Source organism: Vibrio sp. YT-18 (assembly GCF_033337345.1).
GTDB lineage: Bacteria > Pseudomonadota > Gammaproteobacteria > Enterobacterales > Vibrionaceae > Vibrio > Vibrio alginolyticus.
In genome coordinates, this window is sequence record NZ_JAWOQO010000001.1 from 524,030 (window position 1) to 546,338 (window position 22,309).

General features: G+C 43.0%; 19 protein-coding genes. 12 read left to right on the plus strand and 7 right to left on the minus strand.

The annotated features are described in order from the left end of the window. Nucleotides 1-32: 32 nt before the first annotated feature. On the minus strand, nucleotides 33-635 hold the full coding sequence (gene tesA, locus R7M72_RS02175; protein ID WP_054575991.1) for a multifunctional acyl-CoA thioesterase I/protease I/lysophospholipase L1: 603 nt from the start codon (nucleotides 633-635) through the stop codon (nucleotides 33-35). Between tesA and R7M72_RS02180 the strand changes: the two genes are divergently transcribed. The 3 genes from R7M72_RS02180 (at nucleotide 634) to R7M72_RS02190 (ending at nucleotide 5,574) form a co-directional block, all read left to right on the plus strand. Beyond that, nucleotides 634-1,326, plus strand: a complete 693-nt coding sequence (locus R7M72_RS02180; protein ID WP_005376323.1) for an ABC transporter ATP-binding protein — start codon at nucleotides 634-636, stop codon at nucleotides 1,324-1,326. The genes tesA and R7M72_RS02180 overlap by 2 nt on opposite strands. Continuing rightward, nucleotides 1,326-3,782, plus strand: coding sequence for an ABC transporter permease (locus tag R7M72_RS02185; RefSeq protein WP_315957141.1), 2,457 nt, complete (start codon nucleotides 1,326-1,328; stop codon nucleotides 3,780-3,782). Before R7M72_RS02180 ends, R7M72_RS02185 begins: the two co-directional genes overlap by 1 nt. A gap of 352 nt (nucleotides 3,783-4,134) precedes the next feature. Continuing rightward, nucleotides 4,135-5,574, plus strand: a complete 1,440-nt coding sequence (locus R7M72_RS02190; RefSeq protein ID WP_064354776.1) for an FAD-dependent oxidoreductase — start codon at nucleotides 4,135-4,137, stop codon at nucleotides 5,572-5,574. Between the two features lie 28 nt (nucleotides 5,575-5,602). Here R7M72_RS02190 and R7M72_RS02195 read toward each other — a convergent pair whose 3' ends face one another. From R7M72_RS02195 to R7M72_RS02205, 3 genes are read right to left on the minus strand one after another with little or no spacing between them, the layout of a single operon-like run. Beyond that, entirely contained in the window at nucleotides 5,603-6,538 is a 936-nt protein-coding gene (locus R7M72_RS02195; protein ID WP_064354777.1) for a biotin-dependent carboxyltransferase family protein, read from the minus strand. After that, nucleotides 6,535-7,218: a 5-oxoprolinase subunit B family protein gene (locus R7M72_RS02200; RefSeq protein ID WP_064354778.1), complete on the minus strand. Its 684-nt coding sequence runs from the start codon at nucleotides 7,216-7,218 to the stop codon at nucleotides 6,535-6,537. The genes R7M72_RS02195 and R7M72_RS02200 overlap by 4 nt, the downstream gene beginning before the upstream one ends. Beyond that, nucleotides 7,218-7,973, minus strand: coding sequence for a 5-oxoprolinase subunit PxpA (locus R7M72_RS02205; RefSeq protein WP_064354779.1), 756 nt, complete (start codon nucleotides 7,971-7,973; stop codon nucleotides 7,218-7,220). Before R7M72_RS02205 ends, R7M72_RS02200 begins: the two co-directional genes overlap by 1 nt. Nucleotides 7,974-8,292: 319 nt before the next feature. On the opposite strand from R7M72_RS02205, the gene R7M72_RS02210 reads away from it, so the two are divergent. Next, the gene (locus R7M72_RS02210; protein ID WP_064354780.1) at nucleotides 8,293-10,251 is read left to right on the plus strand and encodes a diguanylate cyclase domain-containing protein; all 1,959 of its coding nucleotides are present in this window, start codon (nucleotides 8,293-8,295) and stop codon (nucleotides 10,249-10,251) included. Between the two features lie 54 nt (nucleotides 10,252-10,305). Then, the gene (gene galE / locus R7M72_RS02215; RefSeq protein ID WP_005376309.1) at nucleotides 10,306-11,322 is read left to right on the plus strand and encodes a UDP-glucose 4-epimerase GalE; all 1,017 of its coding nucleotides are present in this window, start codon (nucleotides 10,306-10,308) and stop codon (nucleotides 11,320-11,322) included. 334 nt (nucleotides 11,323-11,656) lie between these two features. On the opposite strand, the gene R7M72_RS02220 is transcribed toward galE, so the two are convergent. Then, complete coding sequence (locus R7M72_RS02220; RefSeq protein WP_053303617.1) at nucleotides 11,657-13,795, minus strand: TonB-dependent hemoglobin/transferrin/lactoferrin family receptor; 2,139 nt, start codon at nucleotides 13,793-13,795, stop codon at nucleotides 11,657-11,659. A gap of 231 nt (nucleotides 13,796-14,026) precedes the next feature. Between R7M72_RS02220 and R7M72_RS02225 the strand changes: the two genes are divergently transcribed. Beyond that, on the plus strand, nucleotides 14,027-14,914 hold the full coding sequence (locus tag R7M72_RS02225) for a LysR substrate-binding domain-containing protein (RefSeq protein ID WP_315957144.1): 888 nt from the start codon (nucleotides 14,027-14,029) through the stop codon (nucleotides 14,912-14,914). A 77-nt stretch (nucleotides 14,915-14,991) separates the two neighbouring features. On the opposite strand, the gene R7M72_RS02230 is transcribed toward R7M72_RS02225, so the two are convergent. Beyond that, nucleotides 14,992-17,625: a bifunctional acetate--CoA ligase family protein/GNAT family N-acetyltransferase gene (locus R7M72_RS02230; protein ID WP_053303618.1), complete on the minus strand. Its 2,634-nt coding sequence runs from the start codon at nucleotides 17,623-17,625 to the stop codon at nucleotides 14,992-14,994. Between the two features lie 236 nt (nucleotides 17,626-17,861). Here R7M72_RS02230 and R7M72_RS02235 point away from each other — a divergent pair, with 236 nt between their 5' ends. The 4 genes from R7M72_RS02235 (at nucleotide 17,862) to yciH (ending at nucleotide 20,398) form a co-directional block, all read left to right on the plus strand. Continuing rightward, nucleotides 17,862-18,431, plus strand: a complete 570-nt coding sequence (locus tag R7M72_RS02235) for an SPOR domain-containing protein (protein WP_005390018.1) — start codon at nucleotides 17,862-17,864, stop codon at nucleotides 18,429-18,431. 149 nt (nucleotides 18,432-18,580) lie between these two features. Continuing rightward, on the plus strand, nucleotides 18,581-19,570 hold the full coding sequence (locus R7M72_RS02240) for a D-alanine--D-alanine ligase (RefSeq protein WP_033907069.1): 990 nt from the start codon (nucleotides 18,581-18,583) through the stop codon (nucleotides 19,568-19,570). Between the two features lie 128 nt (nucleotides 19,571-19,698). Then, on the plus strand, nucleotides 19,699-20,085 hold the full coding sequence (locus R7M72_RS02245) for a DUF3319 domain-containing protein (protein ID WP_005376294.1): 387 nt from the start codon (nucleotides 19,699-19,701) through the stop codon (nucleotides 20,083-20,085). A 1-nt stretch (nucleotide 20,086) separates the two neighbouring features. Then, nucleotides 20,087-20,398, plus strand: coding sequence for a stress response translation initiation inhibitor YciH (gene yciH / locus R7M72_RS02250; protein ID WP_005376292.1), 312 nt, complete (start codon nucleotides 20,087-20,089; stop codon nucleotides 20,396-20,398). 222 nt (nucleotides 20,399-20,620) lie between these two features. Here yciH and R7M72_RS02255 read toward each other — a convergent pair whose 3' ends face one another. After that, nucleotides 20,621-20,989, minus strand: coding sequence for a DUF3693 domain-containing protein (locus tag R7M72_RS02255; protein ID WP_046875304.1), 369 nt, complete (start codon nucleotides 20,987-20,989; stop codon nucleotides 20,621-20,623). A 126-nt stretch (nucleotides 20,990-21,115) separates the two neighbouring features. On the opposite strand from R7M72_RS02255, the gene R7M72_RS02260 reads away from it, so the two are divergent. Together R7M72_RS02260 and R7M72_RS02265 are read left to right on the plus strand one after the other, a co-directional pair. Next, nucleotides 21,116-21,334, plus strand: coding sequence for a hypothetical protein (locus R7M72_RS02260; RefSeq protein WP_140146142.1), 219 nt, complete (start codon nucleotides 21,116-21,118; stop codon nucleotides 21,332-21,334). Further along, nucleotides 21,318-22,309: replication initiation factor domain-containing protein (locus tag R7M72_RS02265; protein ID WP_318056011.1), on the plus strand; the 992-nt coding region annotated here is incomplete at its 3' end. The genes R7M72_RS02260 and R7M72_RS02265, both read left to right, overlap by 17 nt.

Consider the following 22,309-nt stretch of genomic DNA (forward strand, 5'->3'; position numbering starts at 1 on the left):
TACGTAAAACTTATTGAGCTAGACCATTAAAATTAGAGATGTTTAATTAATTCTTGAGCAACGAAATCAGCGATCCAAGGTTGTGCATCTGGTTTTGGGTGAAGGCCATCATCCATCATCCATTCTGGTTTGGTGACAACATGCTCTAAGAAGAATGGCATCAAGGCAACTTGTTGATGCTGTGCAAGCTTAGGGTAGATATCGTAAAACATATCGCTATAGCGCTTACCATAATTAGGTGGAACCCGAATTTGCATCATGACAACGTCCGCACCAGAATCTTTTATCATGGTAATCATTTTTGAAAGATTCGACGTAATAAGTTTAGGAGGGAAGCCTCTTAGGCCATCGTTGGCACCTAACTCAATAAGTACCATGTCAGGGCTATGCTGAGTTAGCAACTGAGGTAACCGTGCTAAGCCATTGCCGGTTGTATCGCCAGAAATGCTGGCATTAATAACTGTTACATCTTGACCATGTTCTGACAACGCATCAGGGAGTAAGCTAGGCCAACTCTCTTCGATCGGCATCTGATAGCCTGCACTCAAGCTATCACCCAAGACAAGTAGCTTTTCGCTCGCATGTGAAGTAGCGGAAAAACAAAAAAATAGAACTAAGGAAAGTATACGAATCATGCAAACACCTGTACTTAATGCACCTATTGTTCAAGCCAATTTGGTTTCTAAACAAGTCTCTACTAATCAAGAACAATTAACAATCCTCAAAGACGTAAATGTTGACATCCGAAAAGGAGAAAAAATCGCCATCGTCGGAACTTCCGGTGCAGGTAAGTCAACATTGATGACGTTGCTAGCTGGTCTTGATACGCCGACATCAGGCGAAATTACTTTATTAGGTCATGAATTATCAAAACTGGACGATGAAGCACGTGCGAAAATTCGGGCTGACTCTTTAGGTTTCGTTTTCCAAAGTTTCCTGTTAATCCCGAGTTTGAGTGCATTACGTAATGTCACGCTTCCTTGTCTTTTACGTGGTGAAGCCGAAGATGAAGCAAGAGCAGCGGAATTGTTAGCTGCTGTTGGGTTAGAAAAACGTGTCGACCATCTACCAAGCCAGTTATCTGGTGGTGAACAACAGCGAGTTGCGCTAGCGCGTGCATTTATGACACAGCCTGAGCTGTTGTTCGCAGACGAGCCTACCGGCAATCTTGACCATCAAACCGCAGACAAAGTGATTGAGCTGCTATTCGATCTTAATGAACAGCACGGGACAACTCTGATTTTAGTAACACACGATGGTCATCTAGCAAGCCGATGTGACCGTATCTATCGTATGGAGGCGGGTGAGCTTAAGGAGGAGATATAATGTCTGCAGTATCATCAAGTGAAGCAACATCCACAGAACAAAACAGTACAACACAGCACTCGCCGAATAAAAGTTTGATACGTTGGAGTTTCGGCGAAATAAGGCAGGGGAACCTTTGGCCTATTAGCGTTGCTCTTATTCTCGTGATTGCGAGTATCTTTGCGCTTTCTGCATTAGCAGAACGAATGGAGCAGGTGATCGTCAAGCAAGGGAAGGACGCATTAACGGCAGATGCGGTGTTTGTGTCTGCTAATCCCATTCCGGACACGTTGTTAGCCTCGACTGAAAGCCTTGAACGTTCGATGATGACGCGATTTGCCACTATGGCATTTAGCGATAATGGTATGCAGCTTATTTCGGTAAGGGCGGTGGATGATAATTACCCTTTAATGGGAGAGCTCGTTCTCGAAAATAATCCGGCCGGTCGCGTTAAAGAGAACCAACTCTGGCTTGATGAGCGGATTATGACTCAACTAAACGTAAAGCCAGGTGACAGTGTCACGATAGGCGATGCCGAGTTTACTGTATCAGGCGCAGTATTGATGGAACCTGGCTTGAGCTTTAATCCATTTCGGCAAATGCCTTCTGCATACATTCATCAAAGTGACGTAGATAAAACAGGAGCAATTCAAGTTGGGAGCCGAGTTCAATACCGTCTGTTTTTACAAGCCGATGATAAAATACTAAAGAGCTTACAAGATGATACGCAGCTTTCTCCGAGCGATCGCTGGCGCACGCAAGATACTGCCAGTCGTAGTAATGAGGTTTTTGAACGCACGACGCAGTATCTGTCTTTGACCGTAGCGATTGTCATCATTATGGCGGCGACAACATTGGTTCTTACTTGTCAAAATTACGTGAACAGCCGGACACAAACTATTGCGATGTTGAAAAGTCTTGGTGCGAGCCGCCGATGGATTGAAAAGTGGATATTTATTCAAGTCACAATCCTTCTCATTAGTGCCAGTGTCGTCGGTCTATTGTTAGGGAGCGGGCTGGAATATTTATTACGCATTCCACTCAAAGACTTATTACCCGATCCACTCCCTGGTTACGGTGTCACACCATTTTTGGTGGCATTTATCTCAGCAGTCTTGATTACGGTGCCTGCTCTCGGTATACCATTGTTAGGCTTGATTAAAACTCCCGCGTTAGAAGTGCTACAGCAGGGTAAAGCGCAACGTTCTTGGAAGCGAATGTTACTTGTTCTAGTTCCCGTTGTTCCACTGCTTTTACTGTATGCAGATAACACCTTAGTTTGGATCGTGCTCACTGGTATAGCGGTACTGTTTGTGGTACTCGCAGCAGTTAGCGTCATACTCACAAAGCTGTTTGCACGTGTTTCAACCCATCCTGCAATGAAGCTTGCGTTGAGTCGTATCAACCGGACGCCAGTAACCAGCGGTCTACAGTTTGGTGCTTTGGCATTATCTTTAATGTTGCTGTCTATCATTTGGCTTGTGCGCAGCGATATTCTCGCTGATTGGGAGAGAACCTTACCTGCAGATGCGCCAAATGTGTTCGCATTGAACATTGGTGATTATGAACTCGATAACTACCTAGAAACCCTAGATAAAAATGGAGTTACGCGGTCACAAGCTTATCCAATAATTCGTGGACGACTAACAGAGATCAACGGTCAAAACGTCAAGGAGATTGATTACGAAGGAGAAGGTTCTGACGCGATACGTCGAGAGCTAAACCTGACATGGGGAGATAGCCTACCAGAATATAATGATGTGCTTTCGGGTGAATGGACAAACAAAGGGAGTGTATCTGTAGAAGCGGATGTAGCAAATGACTTAGGCATCAAACTCGGTGATACGCTGCGCTTTGTAATAAACAGTCAGAATTACGATGCAGTAGTAGATACCATCCGTTATGTCGAATGGCGTGACATGAAGCCTAACTTTTATTTTATTTTCTCATCTGACGTGATGGCTAATTTACCTGGTTCTTACCTCATCAGTTATAGGATTGAAGAAGGAAATGAAGCGTTGTTGACGTCAATGTCACGTGCTCACCCAACGGTCTCTGTTTTAGATATCCGAACTATGGGCGAGAAAATTCAGGCTTTGATTCAGCAAATCGTATCAGCAATCACCATCCTTGCTCTTTTAGGCGTTGTTGCTGGTCTGCTGCTCATCTTTACGCTACTGAGGTTAAGCTTGTCCCAACGCCAACAAGAGATTCGTTTGTATCGCACATTAGGTTCAAGTAAGAAACGGATCAACACAACCCTGTGGGCCGAGTACGGAATTATGGCGTTGATTGCTAGTGGTGTTGCGGTATTCGCTGCGGAAGTTTGTGTGGCCGCAGTCATGACATATGGATTCGATCTCAATGCACAAATTCACCCCGAATTGTGGATAGCTTTACCGCTTGCAACATTTGTTACGTTGGCACTTGTAGTGATGAGTTTGTTGAAAAGATTGTTAACGCCAGTAAACACTTAATCGCAGCGAGTGTTATCAAGTTTGGAACACTCCATGACACTTTTATTTTAGTTATCCACAAAAACAGTGGATAACTTTTGGGATAACTAAATGGGGTAAAAAGTGGGGTGTTTCTGCAGGCTTTGCGCCATGGGTCTTACAGTGAAATTCTTATTCACATAGACACAAAAAAGTGTCTTCTTAACCATGTCGTCAAGTACTTTTTCGCAAATTTTTTCTACTTTAATGCACTTTACAGGCGCTGTTGGATATTTCGCAAACCCATGAACTTTTTGTGATTTTAATCAAGTCCAAACACGAGTAGAATCCACCGTTAGTAAAGAATTTTCCTTATAAAATTTTTAGTGAAGCAATGAAGTCTGAGTTTCCAAGTTATAAAGATAAGCATATCGCTGTTGTTGGTGGCGGTGTAGCAGGTGCAACAGCAGCAATTCATTTTGCGGAGCTGGGTTTTAAAGTTTCCGTAATAGAGAAGGGCGTATCACTAGTAAATGGTCCACCCATTTGTCATTTGCATGCTGGTGGTAATTTATATCGAGAGATTTCCGAGCAACAATGCTTAGACTTGTTAGCACAATCTATCGATACTGTTCGCCTGTATCCGCTTTCACTGAATATTCGTCCGACAATCATCGCGGTTCCTCATTCCGATGGTGGAGACCCATCCACACTAGTTCCGCGATTAGAGGTTGTGAAAAGTGCTTATCAGACGCTCGTTGATAAAGATGAGAGTAATAAAGTGCTCGGCGAGCCAAGCGAATACTACAAACTGTATTCAAAAGCGGAGCTAGAAGCTCTCGCGCAACGTACTCAACCAAGTCATCCTACAAACTTCGATGAGTGGTGCATTCCTTTTGCTCAACATGCTGATCTTGAAGCGCTAAAGTATCCTGTTGTCGCAGTTCAAGAATATGGTTGGAGTGTTTTTCGCCTCGCCGCAATTGCCAACTTAACACTAGATACGCTTCCTAATGCTTCGGTCTTCACACAAGCAACGTTTAAGCAAGCCGATTGGATGGGGGAACACTGGCAACTTGGCTATGAACGTGAAGGTATCGATTACCTGATGACATGCGACTACTTGGTTAACGCGTGTGGCTTTGAAACAGGCTCAATTGACAACACAGTTGGTGCCAAGCGTGACAGGTTGGTGGAGTTTAAAGCCGCTTACGTTACGAGGTGGGCAGACTGTCAACAACAATGGCCAGAAGTTATTTTTCATGGCCCGCGTGGAACCGATAAAGGAATGGCTCAATTGACGCCTTATGGCGATGGTTACTTTCAACTTCATGGTATGACAAAAGGAATCACGCTGTTTGAAGATGGTTTAGTGGAGAGCACGAACTCATCTGCTCAACCTGAACTGCCTATGCCTTTACTCTCGAAGATCCGTAACGGCTGGAGAGAAGAAGTGTTAGAAGAGCGAACGAACAATGCCATCAAACACATGGCGCAGTTTATTCCCGACTATCACTCTGCTGTAAAAGGAGGAAAAGCATTGTTTGGCGCTCAGCAAATTCCCGGAACAGACCCAGTACTCAGAGCGGCAGATGTGACTTTTGAAGATAACCACTATGCGAGAATAGAGGTGGTAAAAGCGTCATCGACACTACTCGCAGCGCAAAAAATGCTTCAATTCTGGTTTGACATCGATCCTAACCAAAATGTGGAAACACAGCATCCGGTCGCTGTAAAGTGGTCTGAACAAGAGGTCGAGCAGTACGCGATTAAACTCACTCAAGAGCGAGGCTATCCACAAGCTTTAGCAGTGCGTTATGGTATGCCTACATAATCGGCTGTGTTTGGGCTCAGTGGTTGTATTAGTACCCAAAAAACTGAGCCCATTGGCACCATACTTCTTGCAAGCCTAGCCTATCTCCTTTCACAAAATTGACTTTTTGTCCGGGCTTCGCCTGTGCCAGTCTAGGTAAGTCAATACGGGCTACGCAGCCAAATTTAGGATACCCGCCAATAGTCTGGTGATCGTTGAGCAGCACAATAGGGTTACCATCGCTAGGTACTTGAATTGAACCTAATGCAATTCCCTCTGATAGGACGCCTTCGTAAGGTGGACGAATGTTATTGCCCTCAAGACGGTAGCCCATGCGATTCGAATTGGGGGAGATGATGAATGCTTTGTTGTAAAATACTTGGCGAGCGTCTTCATCAAAGTCCTCGTTCTGATAGCCTTCAATCACTCTCAGCTTAATGGGTAAGTTGTAATCTGGCTTAAAGCGAAACGTCATTTGCCTTGGTTTACGTTTCGGTAAGTTATGAGGGACAAAGGGAAGAATATCGCCAGCTTTCAAAGCGCCACCATTTGAATCATAACCACCTAGAGATTCTCGCAAGACGGTCGATGCGCTTCCTAAGTGCTGAGCAACATTGAATCCACCTTTAACCGCTAGGTAGGAGCGAAGCCCATTCCTTGCGACTCCGAACTGAAGCTTCTGTCCTTTTTTCAACGTAAAGTCAGACCAATTTGAAATAGGTTCACCATCTATTTTTGCATTTAAATCACCGCCACATATAGCAAGGTGGCAGTTATGCAAGGCAATAAAACAAGCGTTACCCAAAGTAATTTCAATCGCAACGCAATTGACTACGTTACCAAGCAAATGGTTGGCCCAACTGTAAGCATAGTCGTCGACCGGGCCACCTTGAGTCACACCGACATGCGCCAAGCCAAAACGACCAAAGTCTTGAACTAAAGAGAGCGGTCCTGGCTTTTCCACCAGTAATCCACCGTAACTCATAGTACGCCTCCTAAATCGATAAACTCTTGTTTTGAAATAGCATTAAAGGTGACCTTGTCACCCACTTCAAACGGTATAAAAGGAGGAGAGTCGGAGAAGAGCGCAAGCGGGCTTTTACCAATAATGTTCCATCCGCCAGGACTATCTGATGGATAGACGGCCGTTTTAGAGTCTGCGATTCCGACACTTCCGGCCGGCACGTGAGTTCTTGGTGTGGCAAGCCTTGCCATGTGCAATTGAGTATCAACGTCAGAGAGAAATGCAAAGCCTGGAGCAAAGCCAATTGCAGAAACCGCGTACTCGGTTTTCGTATGCAGGGTAATAAGATCGTCTAATGACAGACCTCGCTTTTTAAAACGAGATAGATCTAACGCGGTTTCTTCAGAGTAATATACAGGGATAGTAATGTGATTCGGCTGGGAAAGCTTAAGTGATTGAGTATCAAACTGGCTCACGATTTGTTGCAGCTCATTGACTAAGTTCTTTTCGTTGATTCGAAAAGGTAAGTAATCAATGAGAATAGTTTGATAGGAGGGGACAACGTTCATAACAATTGAAGCGAAAGTTTCTCTTATGCTGCGAGCAAGCTCTCCGACTGCATTTTCAGAAATACTCTCATCAAACTTAATGAAAATACTGCACTCGGAGATCAAAGAGATATTAAATTTCTCTTTATGCATTAATTTCCTCCAGCGTATAGGCTTTGGCGGATCTTTTGGAGCAGCGCGATCGACTCTTCATTGTCACCATGAACACAAATTGTATCGGCTTCCAATAATATGTAACCGCCTGAAGCGGTTTTGACACGCCCAGAGTCAGCTAAGGTCCGGACTTGCTCAAGTATCGCGTGCTCGCTTTTTAACACGGCATTGGGCTGTGTTCTAGGAGTCAGTAAGCCGTCATCTTGGTATAAACGATCTGCAAATGCTTCAAATAGCAAGGGAACATCATAATCGTCTGCGATTTCTAAGTATTTTTCGTTTTCCTGTGAAGCTAGGATCATTAACGGTACTTTGAACAGTGCTGCCGCCTTTACTACCGCTCTAAATATCGCATCACTTTTCATCATGTCGTTGTATAGAGCACCATGAGGCTTTATGTAACTGATGTCTGTGTATTGCGCCCGGCATAATGCTTGTAAAGCACCAACCTGATATATAACCATGTTCGTAATTTCATCACCCGTCATGCTTATGCTTCGTCTGCCAAAGCCTTGTAGGTCGGCGTAACCTGGGTGTGCGCCAATATCAACATCGTTGTCATTCGCTAGGGTGATGGTGTCGTGCATGACATTAGGGTCGGAGGCATGAAAACCACACGCGATGTTCGCCATATCAACATGGGGCATCACGTCTTCATCTGCGCCCATACTCCAAGAGCCAAAGCTCTCGCCCATATCACAGTTCAATGTAAGTTGCTGTTTATTCAATGTCATACGTTTTATTTCTACACAAGCAATGGGTTTACGATGCAGGAAAATGCATCTAGGTTCAGTGACTCACTTCATTCTTCTATCATGAAAACGAAGCTTTTTGAGCAGATAGCTGACGAAAAAGATCACGTTAGTCCATAAAGATGTTGCCGTTATTTGAGTTGATCCGAATTTTAAGGTATTTCGTTTCTTTTCCATCCAATTTTTGAGAATTTAAGGTTATTTTGCATTAGCATCGTGTTAATCTTGTTGCCCTTCATGGGTGATAGATTGCATAATGGTTCTTCTGTCATTTTTGTGGTTGTCTGCGACAGGAATATATATGTCATTACGAGCGAAGCTTATTTGGCCTCTTCTGGTCTTTTTAACGGCTATCTTTGTTATCTCAAAAGGTTACACCTCGTATACTGTATACCAATCGTCTAAGCATGAACTGGTCGAGCAGACAAGAAAGTTGATTAACAACGTTTCTTTCTCAATTAAAGATGCGCTGACGACAAAGGACAAGCAAAAAGCTCAAACTATTCTCGCCAACTTTTTAAACCAGCCAAATGTAACGCGGGTCAAACTTTATGACCAAGATGACCAACCATTCGCTGTTATGGAGATAAGTGGGGCACTAGCACCCGTTCCCAGTCAAACCGAAAGAAGTAGGTTGCACGCTCTAGGCTATGCCTTATCAACCAAATTTCTTTATGTTCTAGAGCCGATTATCCATGATGGCTATGTCATTGGTAGCATTAGAGTCACGCTTTCTCATCGTCCAATCGTAGAAGCCATGCAATCTTTACTTCAAGATAGCGCTTTACTTCTTCTGTTTCTGATCGCTGGTGGCACTGTTTTTTACATAAGTATCGAGAGGCTTGTTCTCAAGCCCGTTATGGAGCTTAGCCGCGTAATAGAGAATGTGACACACGGACGAAGCACGGAAAATCAAGCACGCTATTACGCCAACGATGAAATTGGAGAGCTCGCGAGATCTTTCAATCAAATGATGAATAGGTTAACAGTACGTGAGAAGCAGCGGCAACATTCGCTAGACACACTAGAACAAAAGCGCGCATTTTCAGAAGAGGTTATCGAATCTGTTCAGCATGCATTAGTTATTACAGACAATTCCGGACGTGTTATTCATTGTAATACGGCGACCCAGCAAATATTTCAAAAAAAATTAGATGAACTTAAATACGCCAATATTCGTGATCTAATTAAAACCAAAATACCGAATGAGCTGAGTCAGATCCTGAGTCGAGGCCTAGAGTGCGATGATATTCACCTCAAAAATGCAGATAACGAACAGCAGTTGAGCCTAACCAGTCGTCGCCTCTCGACACATGAATACTTACTGTTTTCGATTCAAGATATCACCGAAATTGAAGAAGCCATAAACCGGCAACGTGTTGCGGGACGTGTTTTTGAAAGCAGCCAAGATGGTCTCATTGTTCTTAATCATCGCGGTGTCATTACGATGGCAAACCCTGCCGTCACTAAGTTAGTCGGCTTAGAGGTGGATCAGCTTATTGGGAAGTCATTCATCCAAACGCTAAAGTGGCGCAAGTTACAGGAAATGATGCCTAGTATCATCGAGTCGATAGAAAATTATGGCGTTTGGCAAGGTGAAGTTATCGAGAAGAACCATATTGGTCAGTTTGTACCGATGTTTGCTCGAGTCAATCGTATCGTTAAGTGTGAAGACTATGGTTTCTATGATCTGGTTATTGTTCTTACCGACCTTTCCGGCGCAAAAGAGATGGAACGATTAGAGCATTTAGCTCATCACGATGCTTTAACGGGGTTAGCCAATCGATCTAAGTTCCATTTAGAGTTGGAACAACTAGTACAACGCTCTGGATACTTGCGTGACGAATTTGCAGTTTTGTACCTCGATCTGGATGGATTTAAAGAAGTTAACGATACCTACGGTCATGATGCAGGTGATGAAGTTTTGAAAAAAGTTTCCGAGCGTCTAACATCTGCGACGAGACATAGTGATTTAATCGCAAGACTTTCTGGTGATGAATTTGTCATGTTGGTAAATCCCGCCAATCAAAAAGTGGTCACCCGAATAGCAGAACAGTTGCTCGAGAGCATATGTGCTCCAATTGAGTACAAAGGTCACTTACTCAAAGTTGGCGTTAGTATCGGCGTAAAATTAGTCGGCGTAAATGAGCGCGATGCTACTCGAGTTTTAAAAAGTGCGGATACGGCAATGTATCAAGCAAAGAAAGCCGGAAAAGGCCAAGCAATATTAATGGGATGCGAATTACAAGAGACAGTTTAAATCGTAACGTCAAAGCTTTAAACTAACCCAATTCGCGTCAGAAGGAATAATAAAATGAAAGTACTCGTTACGGGTGGTATGGGCTATATCGGTAGTCATACGTGTATTCAAATGATCGAAGCTGGCATGACGCCAGTGATTCTAGACAACCTGTACAACAGTAAATCTACGGTATTAGATCGAATTGAAAAGGTATGTGGTGTAAAGCCAACCTTCATTAAAGCCGATATCAGAGATAAATTGGCGATGGTAGAAGCACTAAAGTCGCACAATATTGAAGCTGTTATCCATTTTGCAGGTTTAAAGGCCGTCGGTGAGTCTGTAGCAAAACCTTTAGAGTATTACGACAACAACGTTAATGGCACTTTAGTATTGGTTGATGCAATGCGTGAAGCCGGAGTTAAATCGTTGGTATTTAGTTCATCAGCGACTGTATACGGTGATCCTGCATCTGTACCCATCACTGAGGACTTTCCAACTAGCGCAACTAACCCATATGGGCGCAGCAAATTAATGGTAGAAGAGTGTTTAACCGACTTCCAAAATGCGAACCCTGACTGGAGCATTACACTTCTTCGTTACTTTAACCCGGTAGGTTCACATCCAACAGGCGAGCTAGGTGAAGATCCTCAAGGTATTCCCAACAACTTAATGCCGTTTGTTTCTCAAGTTGCGGTAGGGCGCAGAGAGTTCCTTTCTGTGTTTGGTAGTGATTATCCGACCAAAGATGGCACAGGCGTACGTGATTATATTCATGTAATGGACTTATCCGATGGTCACGTTGCTGCATTAGAAAAAGTAGGTAGCAAAGCTGGCCTTCATATCTATAACCTCGGTACTGGTAACGGCTACAGTGTACTGGACATGGTGAAAGCATTTGAAGCCGCAAGTGGTAAAGATGTCCCATACCAACTTGTTGAGCGTCGTCCAGGTGATATTGCAGAGTGTTGGGCGGATCCATCAAAAGCGATGAATGAGTTAGGTTGGAAAGCAACTCGTACTCTAGAAGAAATGACTGGCGATACATGGCGCTGGCAGTCTACTAACCCTCAAGGTTATCCAGATGCCTAATCTTTAATTTACATAATAGTAACAAAAAGGCGCATAATTGCGTCTTTTTTGATCCAAATCGGAAAAAATCGTAAATTACTGGTTAAAAGGTAGCAAGTATATATAGAGCTGTTAAACTATGCCCGACTCTTAATTTGGGTTATAAATTTTCTCGTAGCTATTGGGGTAGTTCATGGAACTCGGTCTGATCATCACTTTCATCATTGCAGCAGCAGTAATGGTGAAAAAAGAGATGGCAAAACAGTAAACTTTCATTTTTCATACTTTTCTTTACATTTTTGAAATGAAAGCCATAAAAAAGCCAGCATTACGCTGGCTTTTGTGTTTTTAAAGTTTAGAACTCGTATTTAACACTAATGTTGTAATTACGCTCAGCTTGCGTTTTGTCTCGACTTAACTCAGTCTTACCGCGAACATCGTTCCAAAGATGGTATTCTTCATTCGTTAGATTCATAACACCAGCACGAATGGTTATATCTTTCATTGGTTTGTAGTACGCCGTTAAGTCAACGACTGTCGCAGACGGCAAAGCAACTTGGTCTTTGATTCCGCCTTTATCACCATCAGAGTTGATATCACTGTTCGATTTCTTAGCCGTGTAGTTTACTTTTAGGCTTGTCCCCCAAAGTGCATTTGGTGAATCGTAATTTACAGCAGCTACGGCATTCCATGGGTTTACACTGTTCAAAGGATTACCATCACCATCTTCACCTTCTGTGTATGCTGCAACAAAGCGAGTTGTCACGCCTGATGGAAGACCAGCAATGGCATGCCAATCAAGACGGTTAGAGAGCTCAACCCCTTTAATGTTTGCTTCACTAATATTGATATTTGTGAATTCAGTTAAACCACCATTGTTTGATGACGTTTGCTCAATAAAGTCACTGTAATCACTGTAGTAGAACGCTACTTCAGTTGCAGACGCTGCAGTGTTATGACGGTAACCAAGTTCATAAGACAAACTCTTTTCAGATCCCAAATTTGGGTTAGGGCGGTTGGTATAGCCATGAGCCGGATTATCGTAGGTGTAGTAAAGCTCGTCGAACGATGGCGCTCGGAACCCTTGGCTCACTTGCGCGAAGATCGTGCCAGGTTGCGATACAGAGTAAGTTGCTCCTAAACGACCAGTTAATGCAGAGTCGCTAAACTTCTCGAATGACTCTTCAGAAGTATTTGAAGGATTAGTAGAGAAGTAATCGTAACGCACACCTGGAGTCAGAATTAGCTTGTCATTAAGAAGCGAAATTTCATCTTGCAAGAATAAACCAAAGCTTTCTTCTTTTGCATCCGGTGTGTAAACGTAAACAGTATCTGGCGTGCCAGGATCGGAATTAAACTCGCGATTGGTATTACTGATGTCACTATGTTTGTACGATATTCCGTAAACAATATAGTGATTTTGAATCTCTTTATCTAACTGAGTTTCGAATTCAAATTTGTCTTCAGTATATTCGTAATCTTTTTTCTGTTGGTTGTCACCACTAGGCGGTACGTAAGGTGGGTAACCTGGGCTGGCTTCGATAAAGCGATTAGACACGCCGTTTTCTTCTTTACCAATCCATGTAAGCTTGGACGTGATCGTATCCGAGATAGCTGCATCTGCAAACCAAATGTGCTTGAGCCCAATGCGATTTTGCTTGGTTGTGTCTTCAGCGTTGAAGTTTTTGTAACTTTTATGTGCGATCTCTGAGTCAGTCTCGTTGTAAATAACTTCTCCCAAGAACTCCAAGCGATGAGCGTCATTCAATTGAGATTGAAGTTTTACCAATAGATCGTTTTTGTAATAATCTTGGTTGTCCACAGAATAGTTATCGTAAGGCGCCTTAGAGAAATTTTGTAGCTCTGCACCATCACGGCGTGTAAAGGCTATAAGTGCTTCTGTATTACCGAAACGCTTTGCTAAAGCTACATGCTCACTAAAAGAGTTATCTTCCGATGAATAAGAGAGTTTAGCTTGACCACCAAAGTCTTTACCATCTTTGAGGAAATCCTTCGGATCTTTTGTTTCGAATGCGACAACACCGCCAATTGCATCACTACCATGTAGGCTAGAAGCTGCTCCTTTAACAATTTCGACACTCTTTAGCATATCGGGGTCGACAGTAACGGCACTAGAATTGATAAACGAATATGGTCCACCGCTGAATACACCTGGTTGAGATGCACCGTCTACTAAGATTTTAACTCGTTTACCTTCCATCCCGCGAATGTTAATACTTTGGACGCCTTGGCGTTGAGTGCCATTAACAGTAACCCCTGGCGTATACTCGAATAGATCATTCAAGTCCTTTACCATGTTTTCTTCGATGTCTTTCTCTGATACAACAGCAACAGAAGCAGCAACAGTGTTTATGGTTTGGTTGGTACGGGTGGCCGACACAACGACTTCTTCAAACTTAGAAGCTTCTTCCGCATAAGCAGTATGGGAAAGGGCAACTAAAATGGAGGCTGACAAAATTGATTTTTTATACATTGGCTTCAATACCTTAGATCCATAATAGGTAACAACACGCGGATATTAATGGATCTAAATGGTAATTACTATCATTACCATTGTCATTTATTGATTTGTATTGAATCTTATTCTTAGGCTATGAGCATTCCTAGTCTTTATTTATCAATATGTTATATTATTTGTCGTTAGTTCTTGATAAGTTCATCCAAATACAACGAATGTGATGAATATCACATTAAGAGAGGCCATGTGCAGAGTCCAATTACGTTAGAAGCACTCCATATTCTAGATGCTATTGATCGAAGAGGGAGCTTTGCTTCTGCTGCGAATGAGTTAGACAGAGCCCCGTCATCGCTGAGCTATCAAGTCCAGAAACTCGAGCAAGACTTAGACATTATTATCTTCGATCGCTCTGGTCACAAAGCCCATTTTACTGAAGCAGGTAAGCTTATTCTTGAAAGAGGAAGAGCCATTTTACAAGCCAGTGAAAAGTTAGTGAACGATGCAACGTTATTGGCGAATGGCTGGGAACTGGATATTACCATTGCCTTCGATGGCATTATTCCTATATCCAACTTTTTCCCGATGGTTGATGCGCTGGCCGAGGTCAGCTCAACTCGAGTCAGGCTGCAAGAGGAGATTCTGGCTGGTAGCTGGGAGTCGTTGAATACGGGGAGAGCTGATTTACTGATTTGCCCATCACTGGATACGCTTCCTCAAGAAGTTAAGTCAGAAAAAATTGGTAAAATGAGTATGTATTGGGTAGCTTCCGCTGATCACTATGTTCACAAGCGTAGTGGTAAGTTTGATGAAGCAGCGCGAGAAAAGTATCGGATCATTGCTATTGCAGATACCGCACGTGAGCAACCCGCGCTCTCAATTAATATTATTCAAAAACAGCCTCGCTTGACCGTCACCAACTTTACGGCAAAAGTAGAAGCGCTCACTGCAGGTTTAGGTATTGGTACATTACCAAGCCAAATTGCACAACCTCTTATTTATAGTGGTGTATTGAAACGAATCGAAGGCACTGAAGAACAGCCGATGAATATTATTTTGGCATGGCGCCGGAACACTATGGGTGAGGCAAAATCCTGGTGTATTCAGTACTTAAAAAAGAATTGGAAACTAAAGTAACAACGTAACTTTTACTTCTTAGATTACCATTGATTACCGAATGTAAGAAGTAAAAGTCATCGCTAATGCTGCGCTTTTCAATTTAAAGGGAGCACCATATCTGCCGTACCGTCTGCAAACTGGATATCGATCTCAAACCCCAAGTTCTGAGCCAACATCAACATCCCTCTGTTTGTTGGCATGGTCATTCCAGACATTTGCTTTGTGCCTTTAACTTTGCAATAGCTGATTATTTTCTGCATCAGCACTTTGCCTAAACCTTTTCCTTTCAAATCTGAACGAACCAAAATAGCAAACTCAGCGTCACTATTGTCTGGTGTAATCAATGCGCGGGCTACCCCTATGATAGACGGTCCGTCAGTATTAAACGCTACCGCAACAAACGCCATTTCGCGGTCGTAGTCGATTTGAGTAAAGTTTGCCAAAGCCTCATGGTTGAACTCTCCAACTTCAGAAAAGAAACGTTTATAGAGATCTTCTTTCGATACGCTATTAATGAATTGAGCATGCAGCGGCTCATCCTCAGGCAAGATAGGGCGAAGCAGGATAGGTTGGCCATCTCGAAGCGTTACAGTTTCGACAAACTCTGCCGGGAAAGGGCGAATCGCTAGCCGTTTTTGGGCGTCTCCTTCGTATTTACACAGTGTGACATCTGCATCAAGGATAGTTAAATCGCTTCCGGACACTAGCACTGGATGGATATCCAGTTTTTGTATTTCTGGTAACTCAACTGCCATTTGGGAGATACGAACCAAGAACTTCGACAACTCAGTAATATCGAGCGCATCTTTGTGTTTCTGCAGGCGAATCTTTCCAGACTTTAGGGCAACAACGACAAGGTAGCGCGCAAGCGTCATGTTCAAAGGAGGAAGTGCAGCGACGGCATCTTGGGCGATATTCCACTCAGAGCCGCCTTGACCAAGCAAGATCACTGGTCCAAAGACTTTATCTACTGCAATACTAATCCGTAGCTCTTCAGCGCTGCCGAGCTTTGCCATCCCTTGTACCAACAGCCCATGTACATTGGCGGAAGGGTAACTGAGCTTTACGGTATCTAAAATGGATAGCGCTGCGTTGGAAACTTCTCGACTGTTTCTTAAATTTAGAGCAACACCGTGAACATCCGATTTATGAGGAATGTCTGGAGAACGCAATTTTACCGCAACAGGATATCCAATATTTTCTGCCATATGAACAGCTTCAATGTCGTCAGATGCAATCCACGTAGGCAAAACGTTAAACCCGAACAGCTTAAATAATGGGCTGGTTTGATGCGTATCTAAGGTGACTGTATTTTTATCCAGTAGTCGTTCATTTGCCCACTCTTTTGCTGAACTCACACTTCCAGAATGTAATGGCTCTGCCGTCGTTGGCGTTTCCATTAGTTGTTTCTGGTTTCGTCTGTATTCGACCAAGTGCATGTATGCTACAACTGCACTTTCAGGTGTTCTATAGGTTGGAATACCTGCTTGAGTAAATGCCAGTCGCGCTTCTCTCGACGTTTGTTCTCCTGACCAGTTGGTCAAGATATTAAAATGCTTATGCCGAGGGTGAGATTTGATTGCATTAATAACGGCTTGAGCAGTTTCAAGAGGATCAGAAACAGCAGAAGGACTATGCATAATCAATATCGCATCTGCACAGTCGTTATTCATCAGTGCGTTAATGGTATCAATATAGCGTTTTTGGGTTGCGTCACCAGACAGATCAATTGGATTTCGAGCACGCCAGTTGGATGGAAGTACTGCTTGTAATTGCTCAATGGAAGCGTCATCAAGCGTTGCGAGTTGGCCACCACGTTCAATCAAAGTATCAACGGACATAACAGCAGGGCCGCCGCCATTGGTGATGATCGCTAAACGCTCTCCACGAAGTGGCACAGAATGCGTGAGTGTTTCAACCGCGGCAAAAAGCTCATGCGTATTGCTGACTCGTAACATACCAGTTCTGCGAATAGCAGAATCGTAAATTACGTCAAGTGTATCTCCGTCTTGCTGCTTAAAAGTATTCATCTCTTTAGAGCGGCCCGCTTTTAGCACCAATATACGTCGGTTACGTGAAGCGGCTCGCGCAGCAGACATAAATCGGCGAGCGTCTTGGATATTATCAACATAAAGCAGAATAGCTTCTGTGTTTCCATCCATACTCAAATAGTCGAGCAAATCTGCAAAATCGATATCCTGTCCACGCCCAATTGAAATGAACGAAGAAAAACCAATGTTCTTATCATTTGCCCAGTCTAAAACCGTGGTACAAACCGCCGCGGATTGTGAGATGAAAGCAATTTTTCCGGGTTTAGCTGCGACAGGGGAAAACGTGCAGTTAAAATTGTGCCAAGGAAGAATGATACCTAAGCTGTTTGGGCCTAAAACTCGAATGTTCAATGATGAGATATCTAAAGGCTTAGGGTCATCAGAGATAACAATCGCAAACGGTGTGCCTCTCTCATCTAGCTCTTTAAGCAATTGCTCGTTACGTGAAACGTTCGTACACAAAATTGCAATATCTGGCGTATAGGGCAGGGAAGCTACATCAGGGTAAGCGATCACGCCAGATACGGCTTTATATCGCGGCGTTACTGGCATAATCGCGCCACCAAATCCACTTTGTAGAAGGTTGCGCATCACAACATGTCCTGCTCGCAATGCTTTTTGAGATGCCCCAATAACGGCCACAGAGTTGGGTTTAAAGAGTTTATTTAGTTTATTCATGCTGACTCCTAGCCGTTTGTAAGTCACGTTGGCTTCTCGGTTTCATATCAATCATAAACGAATAATTTACTGATAAAACATCTTCAGACCAGACATTGCAGAAAATGTGTACGATGCTTATGGAGTTTGTGTTATTCATCACATCAAAATCACAGATTATTGTATTTGATGCTTGATAAACGGCCCTGCTATCGGCATGATTTATCGTAATATTTATCCAGAGCATTTGTTACTTCATGAAAAAAATCGCAATCATCGGCTTGTCAGTTCTGCTTTCTGCTTGTGCATCTGAAACTTACATCACGGATGTGACCTCAGAAAGTTACCGAGAGGACTACAAATCAGATCGTATCTCTAAACCAATTATGGCGTCTGAAAACGCTGTAGTAGAAAAAGACGTACAACCAACTGTTGTGAAAATGACGGCAAAGCCTGAAGAAAAGAAAGTAGTCAAGCTAACGCCAAAAGAGCAGGCGAAGCCAGTTAAGATCGTACCACCAAGTAAAAAGCAAGCTGGCATTCAACGATTCGGCTATACCATTCAAGTCGCAGCTGTGGGTAGCCAAGCTAAAGTCGATCAGTTTGCAAATAAGCTGCCACAGAACGGTCAGCCAATTTGGGAAAACTACAAAGTTGTAAACGGTACTAAGTGGTTCTCAGTTTTATACGGAGACTACGCAACAAGCGCAGAAGCCAAGCAAGCGATTTCGACTTTGCCAGCTCAATTTCAGCAGTTAAGGCCATTTGTTAAAAGCATTGATGCAATCAAAAACTCAGCTTACCCAACGCTTAACAAATTAAATTAACACATAAAATAAGGGAGCGAATAGCTCCCTTATTTATTTGCTCAAATCCTATTCGAACAACATTCCTCACATTAAAATTACTGTACGTCACACTTCAAAGGTTTATCATAATAAATAGTATCTTTTGTAGGTCACGGAAAGATGGATTCATGATTAAAAATATTCTTTTACTATGCGGCGGTGGCTCTTCTGAGCACGAGATTTCATTATTGTCTGCAAACTTTGTCGAACAACAACTAAATCTTATTGAAGACGTTCACGTTACACGCGTAGAAATTAAAAACGAAGGTTGGATGACCAACCAAGGTGAGTTGGTTTACTTGGATCTCAATACCAAGCAGTTGTGCTCAAGTGAATCTAATCAAACCATTGATTTCATCGTGCCTTGTATACATGGTTTTCCTGGCGAAACAGGCGACATTCAATCTCTGTTTGAAATCGCAGGTATTCCTTATCTTGGCTGCGGGCCAGAAGCGAGTAGCAATAGTTTCAATAAAATCACATCTAAGCTTTGGTACGACGCTATTGGCATACCCAATACGCCATACTTATTCTTAACGCGAAACGATGAAGAAGCTCACGTTCAAGCTCATAAAGCCTTTGAAAAGTGGGGAAAAGTTTTTGTTAAAGCCGCTCGCCAAGGTTCTTCCGTTGGCTGTTACAGTGTCACAGAAAAAGACAAGCTTTCTAATGCAGTAAATGATGCTTTTGGGTTTTCTGACCAAGTGTTGGTTGAGAAAGCAGTAAAACCTCGAGAACTTGAAGTTGCTGCATATGAGATGAATGGCCAACTACATATCACTAAGCCAGGCGAGGTCATCGCGCCTGATGGTGCTTTTTACTCGTACGATGAAAAGTACAGCAGTTCAAGTCACTCGCTCACAGAAGTTGAGGCGAAGAATCTAACTCAAATACAATTAGATTCCATCCAACACGCGTCAGAGACGGTGTTTAAACAAATGAATCTTCGTCATTTATCTCGTATCGACTTTTTCCTAACGGAAGATGATGAGATTTACTTAAACGAAGTAAACACATTTCCAGGAATGACTCCGATCTCAATGTTCCCTAAAATGCTTCAAAACAACGGGCACAAATTTCATGAGTTCTTGGAAGATTGTATAAACAGTGCAAAGTGATTAACGTTATCGAGACGCGTTTTATGATACAAGTTGTTTTCTAGAGCAAGGATTATTCAAGCCGTATTTGAATATTGCTCAGTAGCAATTATGATTATATCAACGCATTAAACAGATGACTCAGTGGTATGGCGATTTCAAATTATAGAGGTTTTAACCTGCAGTCAGTCGGATCAGATGGCAGTGTTTGGAAGGTTAAAATCAAGAACCACGTTTTACAGGGCAGTTTGACGGCGGTAAAGAAAAGCATTGATTGGTGGTGTGACACCGCATCGATTATTGATCCCAAAGAGTTTGCTTCACTCGGACAAAGAGTGCAGCAAACTGGTGTTGCAAAATCAGAGGTCTTTAACGGCTATACTATTCAAAACGATACAGGCCAACCTAACTCTTGGTACTGTATGTTTAATGGTAAACTGATTAAGGGCAGTAAAGCCGCTATTCAACGCCATATCGAAGCTTATTTGGTTGCAAAGCAAAAAGCGATGCAAGCTCAACAACAAAAGAAACAATAGAATGACTCTGGTATATTCAACAGAAACCGGTCGAATTAAACCGGAAGAAGAAAAAGTATCTCGCCCTAAAGGCGATGGTGTTGTTCGGATTCAGCGCCAAACGAAAGGCCGTAAAGGTAAAGGCGTATGCATTGTTACAGGTTTAGACTTGGATGATGCACCTTTAAAGTTATTAGCGGCAGAACTCAAAAAAGTCTGTGGCTGTGGTGGCTCTGTAAAAGATGGCAATATCGAGATTCAAGGTGATGCTAGAGACAAGATCAAGGCACATCTTGAAAAGAAAGGCATGACAGTTAAATTAGCCGGTGGCTAATTTAATATTTCCAGTAAACAAAAATGGCGTCTAAAGAAATAGACGCCATTTTTTATAAGTTGCTAATTGAAGAGCAAGCAATCGTAGATTGATAGATCGATATTAGCTATTTTATGGTAAATAACCATTATGTTTAATGCTCACAGTAAGGCCCTTAAATTTAAAATCTGCAGGGGAATAGGAGCATACTCAGACAGCATTTAGCGTACGACGACATACAATTTAACATAACACATATAATGCGCACTGTAATAGTGGTTCCTGTGGACTTGAAATCACTAAGGCTAATCCAGTGCAAGCCATTGAGATTCCTGACAATCCAAGCCCATTAAACTTTTTTGCAATTCCTTCCCATACTGCTTTTATCTGCGGATTATCATTGCGATCAGCGTGACAACCCAACAATGCAATCTCAGGGTCTAAACCTGATTGCTCTGCAAGAAAAATTGCTTGTGTATCAGTCATATAACGCTTTCCTTTGCGGAAATCACTGATTCTCTGCGGCGGTACATTCATATCCGCTGCAATTTGTTTGTCTTGTACGTAACTTTGAGCCTTTTTGTAGGCATCTAATAGTTTGTTCTGATACATACCGCTTCCTCCGTTTCCGTCAGTTTAGCTTATCAATCACCATTTTTGGTGTCTTGCGCTAACCAATTTTGGTGATTACGCTAATAACCAAATTTGGTTACTCACTTCAAAACTGGATTGGTTTTAATGGAATCTCAAGCTCAAATCATCTATTACGACTTGCTGCCTGACTACACGGTTTCTGTGTTGGTCAAAGGTTGCGACGAATGGGATTTGCTTAAATCCATGTCTCACCTTGAGTCTTGGGCTTCCTCTCAGTTCACTTCTTATGAGTTGGTGTCCATCACCAACACGACTGTTGAACAACGTATCAATTTGGGGGTGTTTGATGACTACTGCAACTAACATCCTCAAAAAGTTCGATGAGCAAAGCGTTCATATTGATTACCTGTGTTTTACGTTTGCTGTGAAAGACTTACGCCATTGTCATGATGCGGTTCGTCGATTGCACAAGCATGAGGAATACAAAGGCTTTGCCAAATCAGGGCTGTTACAGCGTCACTGTCGTGCGCCTAAGTTCCCTGCTCCACCTGTGTTTAATCCGACCGTCGCTAAGACGTCTGAAGAAATTGAAGCGTACAACAAAGCCTTTGATATCTGTTACCGCAACTACCTAGAAGATTGCTTGCGCATTTTCACCAATCAAGTGCTTGGTTTGTCGCTGTCAGCACCTCGCGGTTTGGGTTTTCAGTTCTACACCGAATCCATGAAGCTGACTTCGCCAGATGGTGAAGACTTCTGCGGCTTCGTTGGTATCGGCGGTAACAATGACACGGTGCATTTCCAAATCAACGGAACGGGATGCAAGCATGTATTTGCCCGTCGTCCTGCGTGGTCGCTGCATGACTGGCTGACCAATGTACTTGGTGTGCAAACTCTGGCGCGTGTTGACTTGGCCTATGACGATTACGACGGCATTTTTGATTGCGAATACGCTTACAAGGCGTGGCGTGACGACTGTTTCCGCACTGCTGAACGTGGCCGTGGTCCTGTACTTCATGAAGACATGACCATTGCCAGTATCGGCAAAGACGGCAAACCGATTTACACCAAAGAACAATACTCGATTGGTTCGCGTACCTCACGCATTTACTGGCGTATCTACAACAAGGCACTTGAGCAGAAACTCGCGAACACGGGTCTTGTCTGGTATCGCTCTGAAGTCGAGCTGAAAAAATGGAATGTTGATGTATTGCTGAATCCAGCTGGCGCGTATGCCGCGCTCAATGATTTCGCAGCCTCGATTTCTACTGCAAAGAAATTCAATACCAAACCTGTCCCGACGAAACGCGCGGCGTTAGACCTGTTGGCCTCTGCGCA